The organism is Sporosarcina sp. FSL W8-0480 (assembly GCF_037963765.1).
Lineage (GTDB): Bacteria > Bacillota > Bacilli > Bacillales_A > Planococcaceae > Sporosarcina.
Genome location: NZ_CP150166.1, coordinates 3,054,230 through 3,073,254, shown reverse-complemented (window position 1 = coordinate 3,073,254; position 19,025 = coordinate 3,054,230). Strand labels below are relative to the sequence as shown.

Genomic DNA, 19,025 nt, shown 5'->3' with positions numbered 1-19,025 from the left:
CATGCTGTTACCACTAACGTATAAATTAATGGGGGAATCATATATGGAAAAGGTAATAAAAGTAAGTAATGTTACGAAAAGTTTTGGAGATAAAAGCAATTTAACAAAAGTTCTAAATGGCATTTCCTTTGATATAGAACAAGGACAATTTGTATCGATTATGGGGCCATCGGGATGTGGGAAAAGTACATTATTGTATTTATTGGGAGGCTTGGACAAGCCTACTTCTGGCCAAATCATCATAAAAGAGAAAGACATTCAATCGCTCAAAGATAAAGAGTTAAGTAAGTTACGTAGATCGGATATTGGGTTTGTGTTTCAATTTTATAATTTGGTGCACAATCTGTCAGTCGAGGAAAACATACTTTTGCCCATCGCGATGAGTGGGAAAAACGTGAAAGATTATAGTGAGAAGTTAGATGAAATCTTAGGGATCGTAGGCCTCAGTCATAAGCGCAAGGAAATTCCAAGTCGCTTATCGGGCGGGCAGCAACAACGGGTAGCCATTGCGAGAGCAATTATTATTAACCCTAGTATTATTCTTGCAGATGAGCCAATAGGGAATTTGGATAGTAAGACAAGTGTAACGATTATGGAGCTATTTAAAGAAATTAACCAAAAGTATGGAATCACCATCATTCAAGTAACACATGACGAAAATACGGCTCTATATGGAAACCGATTAATTCGGCTACGTGATGGAGTGATTGTAGAGGATACGGTTAGGGAGGGTCTGAAATATGAGTACGCATAATCTGAATAATAATATCGAGAAGGTCTACTCTCTGAGCCCTTTACAAGAAGGGATGTTGTTTCACCAAATCGTGAATGAGAAGTCTGGAAACTATGTTGTGCAGACAAGTTTAAAAATCAAAGGTGACTTTTCTGTAGAGTTGGCGAATGAAAGCATACAACTTCTTGCACAAAAACATGAAGTTCTTAGAACAATGATTCCTCTGAATAGATTTAAAAAACCAGTGCAAATTGTACTGAAAGATAGACAAATAGAGTTTACTAAACTGGACCTTCAAGAATTATCAGGTGTTGAACAAGAAGTCGAAGTGGAGAAGTTTCTTGAACAGGATGTAAAGCGAGGATTTGATTTTGAGAAATCTACAAATTTCAGGGTAGCTGCGATTAGATTGTCCAAGGGTGAATGGATATTGGTTTGGAGTTTTCATCATATCATTATCGATGGCTGGTGTTTGCCGATTCTTTTTGAAGACTTTTTGAATAATTATTTCGCCTTGCAAAAAGGTGAATCAAAAGAAAATATTATGTCGGCCATTAAAAATTCAAATCGTAGCAAGACCACTTATGGTGATTATATTAAGTGGTTGCAGATGAAAGATGAGGAGGAGGGTTACACCTATTGGGACAATCTGCTGCATGGATATGATACAAATGCCAAGATTCAATCCTTTGGTAATAAGGAAATTACTGATAGTAGTGTTTTAGAATTCAGTATTCCTTTTACCGAAACGGAATTCAATATCGTAAAGGAAAGGATGGTTGCTTACAACGTAACTATCAGTACATTAATTGAGACTGCATGGGGTGTTGTATTGCAATCCTATAGCGGTTCCAATGATGTGGTGTTTGGAAAAGTCGTTTCAGGCAGAGACATTTCACTACCTAATATAGAAGAAACTGTAGGCCTGTTCATTAATACCATTCCTACAAGGGTCGAGGCTACGGATGAAATAAGCTGCATGGAACTGTTGCATAACATGCAAAATCAGGGTGCGAATAGCCTTGACTACCAACATAGTTCCCTTGCGGAAATTCAATCGAGATCCATGAACAAGGGCCTTATTCACTCCGTATATGCCTTTGAAAACTTTGTAACAAATGAAGGCATTTTGTCGGAGAAAGAAGGTTTGTCATTTGAAATTAGTAAAGCAAGGGAACAAACGAATTACCCACTTACATTACGTGTTAGCCATTTAGACACTTTGCAATTAGATCTGCTCTATGATCCAAGCTTATTTTCGGAAAACGATATTAGACGAATCCTCCTGCAACTAAAGAAAACGGTCCTGCATTTCGCATTGCATCCTGACAGTAAAGTGGAGTCGATTAACAGCATTACTGATGAAGAGGAAGCAATGATAATTAGGGAATTCAATCATTCAACAGGAAATTATGATGAATTCAGTGTGAGTGCGCTGTTTGAAGAAATGGCAACTAAATTCCCGGATAAAACTGCCCTTAGATTTGGGGATAAAGGGATGAGTTACGACGAATTAAATAAAAGGGCGAATGCAATGGCTCATACATTAATTGAGCTTGGAGTTGAAAAAGAAGAACCGGTTATCATCTACGGGGAACGTTCCTTAGAGTTATTAGTAGGAATAATGGGGATTTTAAAGGCTGGAGCAAGCTATGTTCCGATTGATCACACGTATCCAAAAGAACGCATAGATTTTATCGTGGAAGATGTAGGTGCAAGAATAGCCCTACTTGGAGATTTTTATTATGATTTTAAACAAGATTTAATCAGAGTGAATTTAAAAGATAATAAAAGTTATAACAACGTTGATACAAATCCAAACATAACAGTAGACGGTACTCACCTTGCGTACATAATGTACACCTCAGGAACGAGTGGAAAGCCGAAAGGAAGTCTCATTGAGCATAAGAGTATTATTCGATTGGTGAAAGATGCAAACTACGTCGCTTTCAATGAAAATACAAGGATTCTTCAAACCGGATCTATTGCCTTTGATGCATCGACATTTGAATTTTTCGGTAGTTTACTGAACGGGGGCACTTTGTATTTAGAACCGAATGAAACGTTAACAGATGTTAATAAACTATCAAAATCCCTAAAAGAAAACAAAATAAATACCCTTTGGATGACATCAAGCTTATTCAATCAAATGTTAGATATTAAAGCTGATATGTTTGAAAATCTGGACCATCTGTTAGTAGGTGGAGAAAAACTATCTGTTAATCATATTAGAAAGTTTAAATCTATGTATCCGGATGTAAAAATCATCAATGGATATGGTCCAACAGAGAATACGACATTTACGACAACTTATGAGATACCAACTGATTTCGATACGATTCCAATCGGAAAGCCAATCAGCGGCACACAAGTATATGTCATGAATAGTGACAAGCTTTGCGGTATCGGAATTCCGGGAGAATTATGCATTACAGGCACCGGTGTCAGTAGGGGCTATTTAAATCGGGATGAACTTACAAATGAAAAGTTTGTCGACAACCCCTTTGGTGAGGGGAAAATGTATAGAAGCGGGGATTTGGTCAGATGGCTGCCAGACGGAAACATCGAATACTTAGGCAGGATTGACCAGCAGGTGAAAATTAGGGGCTATCGGGTTGAGCTGCAAGAGATAGAGGAAGTTTTCAACAAACAAGACGGAGTAAAGGAAACAGTTGTCATCGCTAAAGAAGTATTGGACGGAGATAAGGCCCTTTTCGCTTATGTGGTGATGGAAGAGGGAGAAGATGTGAATTTAGCCGTTATAAAAGAAAGTTTACGAAAAGAATTACCCGAGTACATGATCCCCTCTTATATTATGGCAATCAATGAGATTCCCTTGACCGTAAACGGAAAAATGGATACAAAGGCTTTGCCGGATATCGAATGGGAAAGACCTGTTGAATACATTGCCCCAAGAAATCCTGTTGAAGAAACAATTTGCAACATCTATGAAGAAGTCTTCGGGATTCAACAAGTAAGTGTAACGGATAATTTCTTCGAATTAGGCGGACATAGTTTAAGAGCTATGAATGTCGTACTCTTGTTAGAGGAAAAGTTGAAGAAACGTATTGAAATGAACCATATATTCGATTGTCCTACTCCGGAACTGCTCTCCAAGCGTATTGAAGAGATGGAAGTCGGAAATTACGAACCTATCCCGATAGCTGAGCATAAGGATTCATACTTGATGTCATCGGCGCAGAAGCGGCTATTCTTACTGAACCAAATGAATGAAGCCGAACTCAGTTACAATATGCCGGCATGCTTATCGTATACAGGAAAAATGGATGAAGAAAAGGTTCAGAATGTATTGAATGAATTAGTACAACGACATGAATCGCTACGAACAAGTTTTCACTTTGAAGATGGGGAAGCTGTCCAGAGGATTGCTGCCGCGGCAAGCATCAAGGTTGAAAGGGAAGAACGAGATGCAAGCTCATCATCGGAAGTCTATTTGAAGGAATTCGTACGTCCTTTTGATCTAAGTAAAGCACCATTGTTAAGGATAAAGATCATCAAGACCAAAGATGACGAAGGTTATCTTCTATTTGACATGCATCATATTATTACGGACGGCATGAGCATGAACATTTTGATCAAGGAGTTTTGTCAGCTTTACGAAGGGAAAGAACTTACTTCCTTAACTGTCCAATACAAAGATTACAGTGAATGGATGTCGAATAGGGATTTCAACGGTCAACAGAACTATTGGTTAGACATTTATGCGGAAAAGCCAACTGTTTTGGATTTCCCTCTCGATGCCAAAAGGCCTCAACTTCAGAGCTTTAAAGGTAAAAGTGTTAAAAAATTGCTTTCAAAAAATGCTACGGAAGAATTGAAGGCTTTTGCTCGAAGGGAAGGCTATACGGACTATATGGTCATGTTAGGGGCTTTAATGGTATGCGTCGGAAAATACAGCCGGCAAGAGGATATTATTATTGGAAGCTCGATTTCCGGAAGAACCCATCCGGATGCTACTAGTATCGTCGGAATGTTCGTAAACACTCTTGCAATGAGGGGCTATCCTGAAAAAGGTAAATCCGTCAAAGCCTTTTTAGATGAAGTTAAAGAACACTCTTTGAATTCCTATGAAAATCAGGAATACCCATTTGAAGATCTGGTTGAAAGAATCGTAACGAATCGGGATCTCAGTAGAAATCCGATTTTCGATATTATGTTTACGCTTCAAAACAATGAAGAGGTGCTTTTCGAAACAAAGGATTTCACTTTGGGTACTATAGGTCATCAAACAGTCGTGAAATTTGATTTGGATTTCCATGTGAAATATAGCGACGGACATTATCAACTCGATTTGATCTATAGCGAAGCATTATTCAATAAAGAAAGCATGGAAATCCTTGTAGAACATTATTTTCATATACTAAATGAAATCATCGTTAGTCCTAACAAAATGATTGGAGAACTCAAGCTTTCCAATGAGACTGACACATTGAACATCCTTATGGAATTTAACAATACCGATAATCTGATCGATACAAAACAAACGGTAAAAGAACTGTTTGAGGAAGTCGTGGAGAAGTACCCGGAAAAAATTGCACTTGTGGATGGGCTGAACGAATTAAGCTACGAAGAATTAAATAATAAGATCAATTACCTGACAAACAACCTCCGGGAATTAGGCATTCAACCCGGGGAACGGGTCGCTATCTTGACGAACAGAAGCGCCGCAATGATAGTAGGAATCTATGCCGTCATAAAGGCTGGAGGAAGTTATATTCCAATCGATCCTGATTACCCATTGGAGCGGAAGAAATATGTCATTGAGGATTCCGCGCCAAAGGTCATCCTTGTAGGCGACTCTGAACTGTCGGCACTTGGAGAACTTGGAACAGTCGATTCAACAATCCTTAACTTGGATGATGAATTTACTGCGTCAGGCCATCAAGTAGCTAATCCACCAAGGGTTCATCATGAAAATGATCTTGTCTATATCATGTACACTTCCGGAACGACCGGCAAACCGAAAGGCGTCATGGTGAAGCATAGTAACCTGTACAACTACTTGCAGTATGGGAAAAAATCCTATGTCACGGAGGAAGTTTGCGCGCCATTGTTTACAAGTTTCGGATTCGATCTGACGGTGACAACCTTATTCCTTCCATTATGTACAGGTGGAAAATTAGTCATTGAGGATCATGACGTAGAAAAAACAATAAAAGAGATATTCCATGAGGACAAATACAGCTTTGCGAAAATGACGCCATCACATTTAAAGATGGCCATCCAAGAGCAACCAAAACAGCTCAAGAAACTAAACACGTTAATTGTGGGTGGAGAAGAACTGAGCGTTCAACTTACACAAGAAATCTTGGACAAGTTCGGAAGCCATATAAAAATCCACAATGAATACGGGCCGACAGAAGCGACAGTTGGTTGTTGCGATTATGTCTATACGGGATCAAACAAAGGATCGGTACAAGGAACGGCTGTATCAATCGGTAAGGCAATCGACAATACCAAAATCTATATTATGGATCAGGACAAGCTCTGTTCCATAAATGTTCCGGGAGAACTTTGTATAGCAGGAGCAGGGGTAAGCGCGGGCTATTTCAATCAAGAAGAGCTGACGAAAGAAAAGTTCGTGCAAAATCCGTTTGGAGAAGGAGTTCTCTATCGAACGGGCGATTTAGCAAGATGGCTGCCGAACGGTCAATTGGAGTACCTTGGCAGAATTGATGAACAAACAAGCATCCGGGGGTATCGAATTGAGCCTGGAGAAATCGAAGAAGTTTTAGGGCGGCAAGAGGGGATAAAAGACGCAGTCGTAATCGTGAAAGAAACTGGAGAAGACAAGCTTCTTACGGCATTCGTCGTACCGAAGAATGGAATAGGACTGGATCTCACCAAAGTCAAACGCGATTTACGAAAAGAATTGCCAAGCTTTATGATTCCTTCCTTTGTCGCGGAAATCGAAGAAATCCCATTAACGATTAATGGGAAAGTCGATAAAAATGCTTTACAAGAAATCGAATACGAAAGACAGGATGAGTATGTTGCTCCAAGAAATCCTGTTGAAGAAATGCTCTGCAGCATATTCGAAGAGGTTTTAAGTATTGAACAAGTTGGCGTAACGGACAATTTCTTTGAATTAGGCGGCCATAGTTTACGAGCTATGGGAGTCGTTAATTTAATTGAGGAACGTATGGAGAAACGTATAGGTTTCAAATATATATTTGAAAATCCTACTCCTGAATTATTGTCCAAGTATGTGATGGAACTTGAAGGGAATGCTTATGAGCCTATTCCGAAAGCGGCTTATAAAGAATCGTATCCTATGTCCTCCGTGCAACAAAGACTATTTTTAATCCACCAATTGGATAAAGCGGATGTAAGTTATAATATGCCGCTTTGCCTGACCTATGAAGGATCACTTGACGAAGATAAAGTCGAGCAGGCCCTTATTAAGTTAGTGGATAGACATGAGTCATTCCGAACGAGCTTCCATTACGAAGAGGGAGAATTTATCCAACGGATTAGCTTGAACAGTGAAATCCCGCTTGAAATGTCCGAAGGAGTCAATGACGCTTCGCCGGAAGTGTATTTAAAAGACTTTGTACGTCCATTTGATCTAACTGAAGCACCCTTGTTAAGGGCAAAGATTATTAAAGTCAACCAAAATCAAGGATATCTTCTATTTGATATGCACCATATTATTTCCGATGGCATGAGTATGAATATTATGGTGAATGATTTTAGCCAATTTTACGAAGGAAAGGAACTACAAGCCCTTACTATCCACTATAAAGATTACAGTGAATGGATGCTTAACAAGGATCTGAAAAAACAGGAAGACTATTGGTTGGCTATTCACGATAAAGCACCATTGGCATCAGACTTTCCGCTGGACTTCAACAGGCCACAGACTCCAACTTTCGAAGGAGGAAGTTTAAAAAAGTCCATAGGAAAAGAGATGACAAAGGAAATAAAGTCCTTTTCAAGGAGAAAAGGTTATACAGATTATATGGTTTTTCTCTCAGCTTTAATGATAAGCGTGAGTAAATATAGCAGACAAGAAGACATTATTATAGGAAGTCCGATATCTGGCAGAACCCATGCGGACACTGAAAATATAGTAGGCATGTTCGTCAACACATTGGCTATGAGAGGATATCCGGAAAAAGACAAACTGACGAACGACTTCTTAGACGAAGTCAAAGAACATTGTCTAACGGCTTATGAAAATCAAGAATATCCATTCGAAAAGCTTGTAGAAAATGTGGTGGAAAACCGGGAACTAAATAGGAATCCGCTCTTTGATATAATGCTTACTCTTCAAAACAACGAAGAAGCGAAGTTCAGTATTGATGGTATTTCGATCTCAAACTGGACTGAAGGAGAACTATCGGTTAAATGTGATTTAGACATAGATGTATATGAACAAAATGGCGAGTTTATCGTAAATTGCACGTATGGAAAAGAGCTATTTACCCCGGAAAGTATTGAATATTTCCTTGAGCATTATAGTTTTATGATCAAGGAAATAATAAAAAATCCGGGCAAGGTGATCGGTCACTTGAATTTAATCGATGAAAAAGAACAGGAAATGGTTGTAAAGCAATTCAACCAAAGTGAATCCTTGGATGAGATGTATTCAAGTGAAACGATAATTGAGCATTTTGAAAGACAAGTTGTTAAAACACCTGACAACATCGCACTCGTCTTTGAAGATGAAGAACTTACTTACGATGAACTGAATAGAAAAGCCAATTCACTATCGCATAAATTAAGGGAATTAGGCGTCGGCAGAAATGACATCGTCGCTATACTTTCTGAAAGAAATTTAGAGATGATGGTAGGAATTTATGGCGTCATGAAATCCGGTGGAGCCTATGGACCAATTGATACAAGCTTCCCGAAAGACCGGATTAACTTCATCTTAAACGACTATTCCCCGAAAGTGATTCTCTTGGGGAAAGGGGTAGACGCCCCGGAGGGAGACTATGTTTGTTTACACCTGTTTTCCGAAGATGCGTATAGCGGTTGTGAAGAGAACCCGGTAAAGATCAATGAGAAAGAGGATTTGATCTATTTAACGTCGACTTCCGGAACGAGTGGAAAACCAAAAAGTGTCATGGTCGAGCATGCAGGCGTCACCTCTTATGTCCGATCTTTTGCAGATGAATTTAACATATCCGAGGAAACAGTAGCGCTGCAGCATACGGCCTATAACTTTGACACCATCGTTGAAGAAGTGTATCCAGCCCATATTAGAGGTGGAAAAGTCGTTCTTTATAATGAAGAACGAATCACGGATATAAATAAAGCATGTGATTATATGGACGGGCATGAAGTGACATTAATCAGCTGTTCGACTCTGTTATTGAAGGAGTTCAATCAAGGCCGAATTCCTAAAACTGTAAATCTCTATTTAAATGGCGGAGATACACTCAAATACAGCTATATCGATAATTTATTGAAACATTCCAATGTCGGAAATACATTCGGTTCTACGGAAGAAACGGTATGTGCTGCTTTTTATCAAGTGCCTAAAAATCAAACAAGCACCATCCCTGCCGGCAAGCCGATAGTAGGGCGGAATGCATATATTCTCCAAGGAGAGCAACTATGCGGAATTGGGGTTCCGGGAGAATTATGCATAACAGGTTCCGGCGTCAGTAGAGGCTATTTAAACAGTGAGGAACTGACAAAGGAGAAGTTTGTCGATAATCCTTTTGGTGAAGGGAAAATGTATCGAAGCGGAGATCTCGTGAGATGGCTCCCGGACGGAAATATCGAGTACTTGGGTAGAATCGATCAGCAAGTGAAGATTCGAGGTTATCGTGTTGAACTGCAGGAAATAGAGGAAGTCTTCAACAAACAACAAGGCATAAAGGAAACAGTCGTCATCGCCAAAGAAATAGGCGAAGGAGATCAAGCCCTTTTCGCTTATGTCGTGATGGAAGAAGAAAACGCGACGGATATAGCCTCTGTAAAAGCAGGTGTACGAAATGAATTACCTGAATACATGATCCCGGCTTACATTATGGCAATAGAAGAAATCCCATTGACGGTAAACGGGAAAACGGACAAAAAAGCGTTGCCGGACATTGAATGGGTAAGGCACGAAGAATATATTGCGCCTAAAAATCCTGTTGAAGAAGCGGTTTGTAAGATATTTGAAAAAGTCTTAGGCATTCCACAAGTGGGTGTAACGGATAATTTCTTCGAACTTGGCGGTCATAGTTTACGAGCCATGAACGTTGTCAATCAGTTAGAGGAAAAACTGAATAAACGTATAGGTATTAAATATCTATTTGAATACCCTACTCCGGAATCACTTTCCAAGCATATCGAAGAGATGGAAGCAGGGAATTACGAACCGATTCCAAAAGCAGGGAATAAGGAAACTTATCCGATGTCATCAGCACAGAAACGTCTTTTCTTGCTCAATCAAATGAATGAATCCGAAATCGGCTACAATATGCCAATTTGCTTATCGTATACAGGGAAAGTAGATGTGGAAAAGGTTCAGAACGTATTGGATCGGTTGGTCCAAAGGCATGAATCGCTAAGAACGAGTTTCCACTTTGAAGAGGAAGTAGCTGTGCAGAAGATTGCTGCTGAGGCTGCCATCGAAGTTGATATAGAGGAAAGAGACGCAAATTTACCTTCGGAAGTCTATTTAGAGGAGTTCGTACGTCCTTTCGATCTCAGTAAAGCACCTTTGCTAAGAGTGAAGATTATCAAGACAGAAGATGACCAAGGGTATCTCCTCTTTGATAAGCATCATATTATCTCTGATGGTATGAGCATGAACATTTTGATCCAGGAGTTCTGTCAGCTTTACGAAGGGAATGAACTTCCTTCCCTAAACGTCCACTACAAAGATTACAGTGAATGGATGTTAAACAGGGACCTCGCTGAACAACAGAACTACTGGTTAAGCACTCATAAGGAAAAGCCACCTGTCTTGGATTTCCCTCTTGATGCCAAACGGCCACAGCTGCAGAGCTTCAAAGGGGATCGTGTCAAAAAACAGTTAGCCAAAGAAGTCACGGAAGAATTGAAAATGTTTGCGCGAAGAGAAGGCTATACGGATTATATGGTCATGTTAGGAGCCTTGATGGTTTGCATCAGCAAATACAGCCGACAAGAGGATGTAGTGATAGGAAGTCCGATATCTGGAAGAACTCATCCGGATACTGCCAATATCGTCGGGATGTTTGTAAATACACTTGCGATGAGAGGCTATCCGGAAAAAGATAAATCGATCAAAGTCTTATTAGATGAAATCAAAGAACATTCCTTGAGCTCATACGAACATCAGGAATATCCATTTGAAGACTTGGTTGAAAGAACTGTAACCAATCGTGACTTCAGCAGAAATCCGATCTTTGATATTATGTTCACGCTTCAAAACAATGAAGAGGTAATTTTCGGAACGAAAGATTTCACACTCGGGACGGTCAGTCAAAAACCAGTTGCGAAATTCGACTTGGATTTCCAAATGGAATATGGCGATGGACACTACCATCTTGATTTAATCTATAGCGAAGCAATATTCAACAAATCAAGCATGAAAATTCTTGTTGAACATTATTTCCATATACTCAATGAAATCATTGCCAATCCTGAAAAAACGATTGGGGAAGTTGCTCTTTTCGATGAGGCGGCAACATTGAATATGCTCAAGGATTTCAACAATACCGAGAAAATCATCGATACACAGCAAACAGTAAAAGAACTATTTGAAGAGGCTGTGGAGGTGAATCCGGAAAAAATTGCTCTTGTAGATGGTAAGAACGAATTGAGCTATAGCGAATTGAATAATAAGATCAATCATCTTGCGAATAAACTTGTCGACTTAGGCATTAAACCGGGAGAACGGGTCGCTATCTTAACAAACAGAAGTGCCGCAATGATAGTAGGAATCTATGCTGTCATAAAGGCGGGGGGCAGCTATATTCCAATCGATCCGGACTATCCATTGGAGCGGAAGAAATATGTTGTAGACGATTCGGCGCCAAAGGTCATCCTTGTAGGCGACTCTGAACTGTCGTCCCTTCGAGAACTTGGAACAGTCAATTCAACAATCCTTAACTTGGATGAAGAATTTACTGTGTCGGGCCATCAAGTAGCTAATCCACCAAGGCTTCATCATGAAAATGATCTTGTCTATATCATGTACACGTCGGGAACTACCGGAAAACCGAAAGGCGTCATGGTCAAGCATAGTAATCTATACAACTACTTGCAGTATGGGAAAGGCTCGTATGTCACTGATGAAGTTTGTGCGCCGTTGTTTACGAGTGTCGGTTTCGACCTGACGGTGACTACATTATTCCTTCCTTTATGTACGGGAGGTAAATTAGTCATCCAGCAACAAGACGTAGAAAAGACAATAAAAGAAATATTCCAAGATGACAAATACAGCTTCGCAAAAATGACGCCATCGCATTTACAGATGGCCATACAAGAACAGCCAAAACAATTAAGGAAACTGAACACATTAATCGTAGGTGGGGAAGAACTCAGCGTACAACTTGCGCAAGATATATTGGACAAGTTCGGAAGCCATATAAAAATCCACAATGAATACGGACCGACAGAAGCGACAGTCGGCTGTTGCGATTATGTCTATTCAGGATTAGGCCAAGGTACTGCAGTGTCAATCGGTAAAGCTATCAACAATACCCAGATCTATATTATGGATCAGGACAAGCTCTGTGCCATTAATGTCCCGGGAGAGCTATGCATTGCAGGTGCAGGAGTAAGTGAAGGCTATTTCAATCAGGAAGAGTTGACGAAAGAGAAGTTTGTGGAAAATCCATTTGGAAAAGGGATACTTTATCGAACGGGTGATTTAGCAAGATGGCTCCCGAATGGCGAACTGGAGTATCTCGGAAGAATTGATGAACAGACAAGTATCCGTGGTTATCGAATCGAACCGGGAGAAATCGAAGATGCCCTTAGGAAGCAAGAGGGGATCCAAGACGCAGTTGTCATCGCTAAAGAATATAGAGGGGATAAGACCCTATCAGCTTTCGTCGTACCCAAAAACGGACTGAAAATCGATCTTTCTGAAGTAAAAGGCGAGCTACGTAAAGAATTGCCAAGTTACATGATACCTTCCTTTGTGATGGAAATTGACGAAATCCCATTGACGATAAATGGGAAGATCGATAAGGATTCCTTGTCGGAAATCGAATATGAAAGACAGGATGAGTATGTTGCGCCAAGAACTCCTGTTGAAGAAATGCTATGCAGCATATTCGAAGAGGTCTTGGATATTGAACAAGTTGGCGTTACGGATAATTTCTTCGAGCTTGGCGGAGATTCAATAAAGGCTATTAGGGTAGTGCCGAAAGTTAGGGAATTTGGCTACGAAATAACTATCGCTGACATTATGAGATTGCAAAGTGTAGAGAGTATTGTCAGTGAAGTAAAAGAAATCACAGTCCATTATGAGCAAGGAGAGGTAAACGGGGAGATCGATTTGTCTCCGATACAGAAGAGATTTATTGAATGGAACCTTATGAACCGAAATCACTATAACCAAGCTGTCATGTTGAAAAGTAAAACTGCCTTATCTGCATTCGCGATACGGGATGTGTTGGATGTACTCCTAAAAACCCATGACATGCTTAGAGTTGTTTTAAAGGATGATCATCAAGTCATATTGCCATCGGAAATGAATAGAAAATTTATTCTTCAAGAATTCGACTGCACGAATTGGGTAAATCTCGAAAGAAGAATTGAAGAGGAAAGTACTATGATTCAGAGAACGATGGATTTGGAGCATGGTCCATTAGTGAAGGCAGCATTGTTTAAAACAAAAGACTGCGATTATTTAATGATAGCCATTCACCACTTTATTATTGACGGTGTATCTTGGAGGATTCTATTGGAGGATTTTGCAACAGCTTATGGCCAGGCAGTTGAAAATGAGGCAATCGTCTTGCCTAATAAAACCGCATCCTATAAGCAATGGACAAATGCTCTAAAAGAATACTTGAACAGCACATCCTTCATTGGGGAAAGCAACTATTGGGAAAAGGTGTATAGTCATATTCCTGCAGGTCAATTAGAGAGTGAAACAAATTTATCCTTCAACGGGCTTGGATATGAAAGCTTTACACTCGATTCTGAAACGACAAAGAAGCTTATTTATGAATCATTCAATGCTTACGGCACAGATGTAAATGATCTCCTAATAACTTCATTAATGGTAGCGCTTAAAAAGTGGAAGGGCGTGGATGAAGTTACGGTAGATTTGGAGAGTCATGGAAGAAACGATGTAGTGTCCAATATCCATTTGGATCGAACAATTGGATGGTTCACAAGTATCTATCCAGTCCATTTAAGAAGTTTTGACACTATGAAGGAAAGTATAGTCGAAACGAAAGAAATGTTAAGAAAGGTTCCGAACTTAGGGATTGGATATTCATTGTGGAAACAACAAAAACCGACAGAGAGAAATTTAAATTCATCTATAGCATTTAACTATATGGGCGATATGGATCTTGTGATGAATGATGATAAAGAACACGAATTTGAAATGTCTTCGATTAGTCCTGGGGTAACAAGTGATGAAAGAAATGAATTGCCTTATGACATTAGCATTGACATCCAAAAAAGTGATGAAAAACTATATGGATATATAAGTTATAAGGAAAATAAATTTACAAAAGAAAGTATGGAGGCATTTTGTAAACTCTATACGGAATCATTACTTGAAGTGATTGAGCACTGTATTACTCAAAAAGAAGTAGTGGCTACTCCTTCCGATTTTGATGCCGTAGATATGGGAGTTGAAGAATTGGAAGATATTCTGAATATCTTTAGTTAAACGTTATATGAAAGGAGATAAATGATGACTAATAAAAAGAACATTCAAAGCATCTATCAATTATCTCCCCTTCAAGAGGGCATATTATTTGAGAAACTGAGAGATCCCGAGAACTCCAGTTACTTTATCCAAAATGCATTTACATTAAAGGGGAAGGTCAATGAGACGTACATTAGACAAGCTATTTCTCTCCTTTCTATAAAATATGACACCTTACGAACGGCGATTGTTATAGCAAAGTCTACCGGTAAGCCCTGGCAAGTAGTGTTGAAAGATAGGGAAATTGAAATTCAAAAAGAAGTCATTAAAGACCAACCTTTAGATAAAAGAACAGAGTTAATAAAATCCATTAAAGCTGCAGACATTGAAAGGGATTTCAATCTCGAAAGCGATAGCTTACTCCGTGTAACCCTTATAGAGGCAAGCAGTGATGAGTGGATTATACTATGGAGCGCCCATCATATTCTTATAGATGGTTGGTGTAATTCGATTATCATAGGTGATTTCTTTAGGCTCTATGAATTGCTTGAAGAAGGATTGCATTACAACGATTTAAAGGAAAAAGTTGCTGTAGAAAAAGCCGAAGTTGGTTCTTATGGCGACTTTATAAAATGGTTGCAAGCTCAAGACCATAATCAGGCGGAAGAATATTGGAGAAATCTTTTAGTCGACTATGATACTGTTGCTGGCATTATCCCCTTAGAGGATAAGCCAGCCCCTTCTGAGGGGAACTGTGTAATCCATTCAATGACTCTTGAAAGTAGCGAGAAAGTTAAAGAGTTCGCAAAGAGTCATAGGATGACATTAAATCGAATCGTAGAAACCGCTTGGGGTATTTTGCTGCAAAAATATAATAATAGCAATGATGTTGTATTTGGGAAAGTCGTTTCGGGGCGAGATGGCAGGGTTAAAAACATTGAGCGTGCAATCGGGTTATTTATAAATACGATTCCAGTCCGTATCCGATGCGAGAGGGACACAACGGTATTGGACCTATTAAAGGATATGGATAATCAAGCTATAGCAAGCCAAGCGTATGAATATTTTGCCCTCAGTGAAATCCAAAAACAAAGTCCCATACAAGGACAACTTTTCGATACCTTATTTGTATTTGAAAACTATTATGTCTCAAATTCAGAGCTGGACACATCATTTGATTTTGAAATTGTCGGGGAATCTGGGAGAGAAGAAACTAACTACGATATTTGTATAGGTGTAGATGCGCAAGATCGTATAGTGTTCGATATTTTATACGATACTAAGAAGTTTTCGGAATACGAGATAAAACTTATATTAGAGAGACTTGATCATTTAATCTTAGAAATGATAAACAATCCGGGCAAGGCTATCGGCCATCTGAACTTAATCGATGAAAACGAACAGGAAATGGTTGTAAAGCAATTCAACCAAAGTGAATCTTTAGATGAGTTGTATTCAAGCGAAACGATAATTGAGCATTTTGAAAGGCAAGTTGTTAAAACACCTGACAACATCGCACTCGTCTACGAAGATGAAGAACTCACTTACGATGAACTAAATAGAAAAGCCAATTCACTATCTCATAAATTGAGGGAATTAGGCGTCGGCAGAAATGACATAGTGGCAATACTTTCTGAAAGAAATCTTGAAATGATGATAGGAATTTATGGCGTCATGAAATCCGGTGGAGCCTATGGACCAATTGATATAAGCTTCCCGAAAGACCGGATAAACTTCATCTTAAACGACTATTCCCCGAAAGTGATTCTTTTAGGGAAAGGGGTAGACGCCCCGGAGGGAGACTATGTTTGTTTACACCTGTTTTCCGAAGATGCGTATAGCGGTTGTGAAGAGAACCCGGTAAAGATCAATGAAAAAGAGGACTTGATCTATTTAACGTCGACATCAGGAACGAGTGGAAAACCAAAAAGCGTCATGGTCGAGCATGCAGGCGCCACCTCTTATGTACGATCTTTTGCAGATGAATTTAACATCTCTGAAGAAACAGTAGCGCTCCAGCATACGGCCTATAACTTCGACACCATCGTTGAAGAAGTGTATCCAGTCCATATTAGAGGTGGAAAAGTAGTTCTTTATAATGAGGAGCGAATTACGGATATAAACAAAGCATGTGATTATATGGACGAGCATGAAGTGACGTTAATCAGTTGTTCCACTCTGTTATTGAAGGAGTTCAATCAAGGACGAATTCCTAAAACTGTAAATCTCTATTTAAATGGCGGAGATACACTCAAATACAGCTATATCGATAATTTATTGGAACATGCCAATGTGGGTAATACGTTCGGTTCAACCGAGCAAACGGTATGCGCTGCATTCTATCATGTACCGAAGGATCAAACAGGCACTATCCAAGCAGGGAAGCCGATAGTGGGACGGACTGCATATATTTGCCAAGACGAACAAATCTGCGGCATCGGTATTCCGGGAGAATTATGTATTACAGGATCCGGCGTCAGCAGAGGCTATTTAAATAGTGAGGAACTGACGAAGGAGAAGTTTGTCGATAATCCTTTTGGCGAAGGCAAAATGTATAGGAGTGGAGATTTGGTAAGATGGCTGCCGGACGGAAACATCGAGTACTTAGGTAGAATCGATAACCAAGTGAAAATCCGGGGCTATCGCGTTGAACTGCAGGAGATAGAGGAAGTTTTCAACAAGCAAGCAGGCATAAAGGAAACTGTTGTCATCGCAAAGGAAATAGACGAAGGAAATCAAGCCTTATGCGCTTATGTTGTGATGGACGAAGAAAACGCGACGGATATAGTTACGGTAAAAGCAGGTGTACGGAAAGAATTACCTGAGTACATGATACCGGCCTATGTAATGGAAATAGCCGAGATTCCTTTAACTGTTAACGGGAAAATTGATAAAAAAGCATTGCCAGCAATCGAATTGGAAAGGCATGTGGAATACATTGCTCCAAGAAATTCGGTTGAGGAAACTCTTTGTAAACTGTTTGAAGAAGTCTTAGGAATTGATCAGGTTGGCATTAAAGACAATTTCTTTGAATTAGGCGGAGATTCCATAAAGGCCATCAGGTTTACTACTTTATGTAGGAATGTGGATTATGCTCTATCGATAAAAAAACTTATGAAAAACGGGACTGTACTTGAATTGGCGAAAGCCTTGATGGATGAAGGACAAGAAGATGGACATGAGAAGGTTGATTATTCATCTGAATTGGATATAAACAAGAAAATCGCGGATGCCAAAATCCATTATAAAGATTTCCTTGAGGAATTGGATTCATATGGTGATTCAATCGTTAGAGGAAATAGTGTCGGGGAGTATGAACCTTCTTTATCCCAACAAATCTTTCTTGAAGATACCATTGGTGGGGGCTCAAGCGGACGTTTTATCCTTGAAGGCGAATATACAGTGAGTGAACTTGAAAGGGCAATTTTAAGGGTTATAGCAGAACAGTCTGTTTTAAGGACCCGCTATGATCAGGAAAAGAACTTATTCATTGAAAGTGAAATTTCAACGAATCACAGGATTCCAGTAGTAGACATTAGTGGAAGTAATCAAAAAGACACTCAAGTCGTCTATTCGCTTGTCGAGAAGTTCGGGTTAGACACGAAGAACTTGTTTGAGGGACCTTTGCTGAATAAGATTTGCATCATCAAGGCTACCCATAACAAATATGTCGTTTATATTTTTATCCACCATGCTTTATGGGATATGACTTCTTCCTCAATTTTTGAGCGTAGGATAAATCAATTATTAAAAGAACCGGAATTAATTCACCGGAAAATAGAGGATCATTTCTATTCACAACATGTGAAGAATGAAACTGCAGTAAAAGGATCAAGTGAATTGAAATTCAATGAATTCGTGAATGCAGCTCAAAATATGGACTTGCTCTATAAGAATAAAAGCAAAATGACTGTCTTTAAAAAGAAGTTCGATGAAAGCAATGTAGATCATACAGTAATGACTAATCAATTGCTTGCAACACTTTCATTGCTTGAAGCAATCATACTTCAAGAAGAAACGATGAAGGCAGTCGATAAAATACCTGTGATTATTTTACATCATGGTAGAAACGCTTCGAATAGTAGGACGCTTGGTCTTTTCCAAGAAGCGAAATTATTCACCATTGATTTAGCTGAAAGAAACAGGTTTGAGAAGATAAGTGAACTACTTGCCAACTCACCGGAACTTTGTTTAGGAATAAGAGATTTAAATCGCGAACAGGAAAACTGGCTAATAGAAAATGGAAGCAAAATACCTAGCGTCAATGCAGTGACAAGCTATGGTGATGATTCAGGAATCACGGCAGAAAGTACTTTAGATATGAATGCAAGGAAGATAATAGATACGTCGAGTGGTAAGTTGCCGATAAATGTGAGATGCCAGTTTACAGATGATGGTGTGGTGATCGTTGCAACAGGATTTGAAAATAGGGAAGAGCAAGTAATGGAAGCTATGGACAAAATAATACTTCATGGATACAGGATGGTAGAGGTATAGAGAGGT

General features: G+C 39.4%; 3 protein-coding genes. All 3 read left to right on the top strand.

Going from position 1 to position 19,025, the window contains the following annotated elements:
• Nucleotides 1-43 precede the first annotated feature (43 nt).
• The 3 genes from NSQ43_RS15595 to NSQ43_RS15585 are packed head-to-tail and all read left to right on the top strand — an operon-like array spanning nt 44 to nt 19,019.
• Complete coding sequence (locus tag NSQ43_RS15595) at nt 44-754, top strand: ABC transporter ATP-binding protein (RefSeq protein ID WP_339251674.1); 711 nt, start codon at nt 44-46, stop codon at nt 752-754.
• Nucleotides 741-14,543: an amino acid adenylation domain-containing protein gene (locus tag NSQ43_RS15590; RefSeq protein WP_339251672.1), complete on the top strand. Its 13,803-nt coding sequence runs from the start codon at nt 741-743 to the stop codon at nt 14,541-14,543. Before NSQ43_RS15595 ends, NSQ43_RS15590 begins: the two co-directional genes overlap by 14 nt.
• A gap of 24 nt (nt 14,544-14,567) precedes the next feature.
• The gene (locus tag NSQ43_RS15585) at nt 14,568-19,019 is read left to right on the top strand and encodes an amino acid adenylation domain-containing protein (protein WP_339251670.1); all 4,452 of its coding nucleotides are present in this window, start codon (nt 14,568-14,570) and stop codon (nt 19,017-19,019) included.
• Nucleotides 19,020-19,025 lie beyond the last annotated feature (6 nt).

Bases quoted from the DNA above. Each gene is read 5' to 3' on its own strand.
- NSQ43_RS15595 (WP_339251674.1), top strand. From the start codon at position 44: ATGGAAAAGGTAATAAAAGTAAGTAATGTTACGAAAAGTTTTGGAGAT.
- NSQ43_RS15590 (WP_339251672.1), top strand. From the start codon at position 741: ATGAGTACGCATAATCTGAATAATAATATCGAGAAGGTCTACTCTCTG.
- NSQ43_RS15585 (WP_339251670.1), top strand. From the start codon at position 14,568: ATGACTAATAAAAAGAACATTCAAAGCATCTATCAATTATCTCCCCTT.